General features: G+C 41.3%; 3 protein-coding genes. All 3 read right to left on the bottom strand.

What is annotated here, in order from left to right; genetic code table 11:
- The coding region (locus F0364_RS12565) for a hypothetical protein (protein WP_207632648.1) at positions 1-988 on the bottom strand (988 nt) is incomplete at its 3' end.
- 350 nt (positions 989-1,338) lie between these two features.
- Positions 1,339-2,052 (bottom strand): hypothetical protein, encoded by a 714-nt coding sequence (locus F0364_RS12560; protein WP_153798135.1) that lies wholly within the window; start codon positions 2,050-2,052, stop codon positions 1,339-1,341.
- Between the two features lie 14 nt (positions 2,053-2,066).
- Positions 2,067-3,881 (bottom strand): RHS repeat domain-containing protein (locus F0364_RS12555; protein WP_306452328.1); only part of this gene is annotated, 1,815 nt, incomplete at its 5' end.

The following is a 3,881-nucleotide window of genomic DNA, read 5'->3' as shown; positions in this document are numbered from 1 at the left end:
TAATGCTGCTGATCTTGCCATATACCGTCCACTCAATCTTACTTTGCTGCGATTGCCCTATACCCTCCGCTTTATCCTTTACAAGGTTGCCTATTTCATCGTACTCATAATTGTTGGTACCCTGCCCGTCAATATCTTCCGTATAATTGGCCGCATTCACATCATCCGTAATATGGTCAAGCTGGTTGGTATTGGGCTTGTACCGGTACCCAAGTTTATCCATCGCCAGCGGCTTACCGGCAAATGTGTTATTACCGTTCCTGTCATAGCTTAAGATGTTACCATTCGGGTCATAACTAATTGCTTCCTTAAAGTCAGGTATGGTACCCAACCCCGCCCACACCGCATTACCACTTTGATGCGCCTGCATACCCACCAGCCTGTTCAACTGGTCGTAATGGTAGTTATACAACAGCGGGCTGCCCAGCTTCTCCACGTTCACGCCCATGCTGCTGATATTACCATTGTACAGCGGACGATATTCGTTTTGCTGCTGCAGGTAAGCATGTACGGTAGGGGCACTGTAGCCAATACCCTTATAGTCATCCGTATAATAATTCAGCAGTACATTATAGGCATCCCTGGCCGTATTGCCTGTATTGATATTTCCGTTCGGGTTCGGACTGTTACACGGCGGTAATGCAGCATCCACCACCGCGTCAAAATAATCCTCCACGCCATTTTCAAAACCTTCTTCAAAAGTTATTTCACCCGTAGCCGCGTAACCCGGCGGTGTATTGTCCTCCCGTTTGTTGATGATGATATTACCAATCCCCGTTCCCGGCTCGCAGCCCTGGCCATTACCATTATCACCACCCGTTTGAGCCACCGTTGGGTTAATCATTTTCAGCCAGCCCTGCAACGTATATACATAATCCACGCCCTGCACTTTTAGCTGGCCAAGCTCTGTGCGGCTCAGCGGCCCATGCTGATAATATTGATACGCCGCATCACGCTCCCAATATATCCCGTCCCTGCTCGTCAGCACGTCGGTTATACGGTTCTCCGCATCGCATAAGTAACGGTGATGAAATTTGTCTCTATAAGAAGAATTTTATGGTACCGGCAGGAAGTTTTTCATGGCATCGCCTCTTGTGTCACTCACTTGTACGTCCCGTTTTCATGGCGACTTTTACGCGGGTATTATTCTTTACAGTATTTTCAAAGAGCTACGGTGGTTAAAATAGGTAGGCATCAGCTTTAGAATGACCGCCTAAAAAATATTACATTCTCCGTAATCAAATGCGCGTAGCAGAGAATATTTTAGAATAAGCCAATGGAGTAACATGTCGCCAACTGCTTCTATTAAACCACGCTCTTGTGAAAAAATAAATTTGATCAGTTCTCTATCCAGTTAAATTTAGAATCAACGAGTCCCTCACTAATATATTTACTCTCAATAAAATCAACTAAATCTTCATGTACTTCGGGCAAAGAAATAGAAAGGCCTTTCTTTATAGCATAAAAAGCTTTTTCATTAATTGGCATTCTTAAAATTAATTTATTTATTTGATCATAAAAATCTTCATACCATTCCGAAGGCTTATTTAATGAAAATATCTTATCAGCAATTTCTATATATTCAGGAAGGTAATTGTCAGCCGTATCTAATACTTGCTCAAAAATTGATTTAGCTTGCCATTCCCAATGACGATTGGTAGTTTCTCTTTCTAAAAAGCTCGCCAAATAATTTAACACAAAAAGGTTAATATTCTGATTTGATACTTTCAGTTTCATTGGCACTGTCAGTAGTAATTCCAATAGATTCAAATCATCTTTTAGTACTGCTTCTTTGATATCTTCTAAATATGCCGTTTCATAGTTTGTTTCTTTAACAATCTCAATCGCATAAGCATTAGAAAAATCTAACATTTGCTTTTCTTTCAGTTCCTGAATCATCCTTCGTTTCAATCTATACTCCTCCTGATACTGCTGAATATCAATGCCTCGATCATTAGATTTGTTTGATATGAAATTTATATACTCATCTCCGAGTTCATTAAACTGATCTGATAGATCTACAAATATCTGATATGCTGGAATAGACTTCATTTTACTATTAATGTTTATTTATCTTTTAAACTATCTGACAAGAATATTATTTCTATTTTTGTTATTTTAGGATGAAAATAACTCTTTGCAGACGTACCAGGAAAGCCATAATTTGTATTTTGCATTTTAAGCCCACCGAATGTCGTATAACTTTCTGATTTCCTTACAGGAATATTGGGTTGCATTTCAAACTTGTTACCATGAGCTTGTGAAACCGAATTCAAAAACGTCAGTGTTCCAGTTTGCATAGTATACTTAATAATCAACCCATACTTTTTATTATCTGTCCATATAAACGATTTTTTGTTTGTTAAATATTCAAGATTTGTTGTTACAAACGGGTAGTCTTGCCTATCGCTTCTTGGTTCTAAAAGTCCTCCTGTTTTAAGAAGTTCACCAAATGACATCGCTCGGTAAAAATACTCTTCTCCGTTGCTTCTTGATTTAAGTTGATCCGCATTACTCATTATACTAATTCCTCTTCCAGCAAGAAGATTTCGCGTTAAGGGATCATTGGCAATATCAACTTTTTTAAAGTTTTCTGGAAGTGGTGTTACAGGTGTTAATAAAGAAATATGCCTATAAGAACCATTATGGGGTCCAATTACAGTTCCGCCCAAACCATCATCATCAAGCTCAAATCCACATTTCGGACAGACCATATTTTCAAACTCTGTTTGAGTAACCCATCGCGTTTGCACAGGCAACGACGAGTTTATAACCAATGGTCCCGAGCTGGGAAAACCGCTACTTCCGGTTCCTGAAGACATGGGAGGCCTGGCAGGAATTGCTCCAGCACTAAGATTTCCTCCTGGATTGACATATGTATTACTTACCGGAGGATTAACAACACGAGGAAGGGGTGTCACAGTAGGAGCACCATTTGCTTCAACACCTTCTAACCCATCCAAATCTATAGCTTGTACCGGACAATCACTCGCAAACTGGTACGGTGTTAATTCTGGATATTCTTTAGAAATTGGATCCACACTCAAAAACTTCCCAATCCTCACATCATAAATCCTCATTCCATAGTCTTGTATACCTTCCCCGGCATCCTTGTCCTTCTCCTTCCCATTAAACCCATACCTATACCCATCAGCACTAACCGACCTACCCACCAATTGCATCCCAAAAGGCGCATAGTCACTTGCACTTACCACATCAGCCAGGTAATAATCAACAACCGCATTATCCTCCGTGTGCTGCAACTTCTTATCCGTTACAACAGCCAGCACATTACCCAAATGATTGCTTAATTCAAAGAACTTTTCACCCCTTGTAAAGCTATACAAATAAGCCGTTTTACCACCAGCCAAAGTAGCTGTATTTGTTGCCGCCAGGGTAACATCCGACTCCGCTTTATACAAGCCCAGCCTGCTGCTGCCATACAGGTGTGTTTCAGTTTGCGTAAGCCGTCCACTGTTTTTAGTGTTATCACCCGATACGTATACCCTCATCACATTACCGCCTGCATCGCGTACATACCAGGTTGTCGTAGTGCCCCCGTCATTGGACACCGCTTTGCTTATCCTGTTGCCACCCGCATCGTAGGTATAAGCAATCAGCATCCCGTTATCTTTCTTAATGCTGCTGATCTTGCCATATACCGTCCACTCAATCTTACTTTGCTGCGATTGCCCTATACCCTCCGCTTTATCCTTTACAAGGTTGCCTATTTCATCGTACTCATAATTGTTGGTACCCTGCCCGTCAATATCTTCCGTATAATTGGCCGCATTCACATCATCCGTAATATGGTCAAGCTGGTTGGTATTGGGCTTGTACCGGTACCCAAGTTTATCCATCGCCAGCGGCTTACCGGCAAA

The sequence above is a fragment of the Foetidibacter luteolus genome (assembly GCF_009650435.1).
GTDB classification, from domain to species: Bacteria; Bacteroidota; Bacteroidia; order Chitinophagales; family Chitinophagaceae; genus Foetidibacter; species Foetidibacter luteolus.
This window is presented reverse-complemented; position numbering and strand designations above follow the sequence as displayed.

What these genes read in the sequence shown, in the direction of transcription:
- F0364_RS12560 (WP_153798135.1), bottom strand. Translation starts at nt 2,052, where the DNA reads ATGAAGTCTATTCCAGCATATCAGATATTTGTAGATCTATCAGATCAG.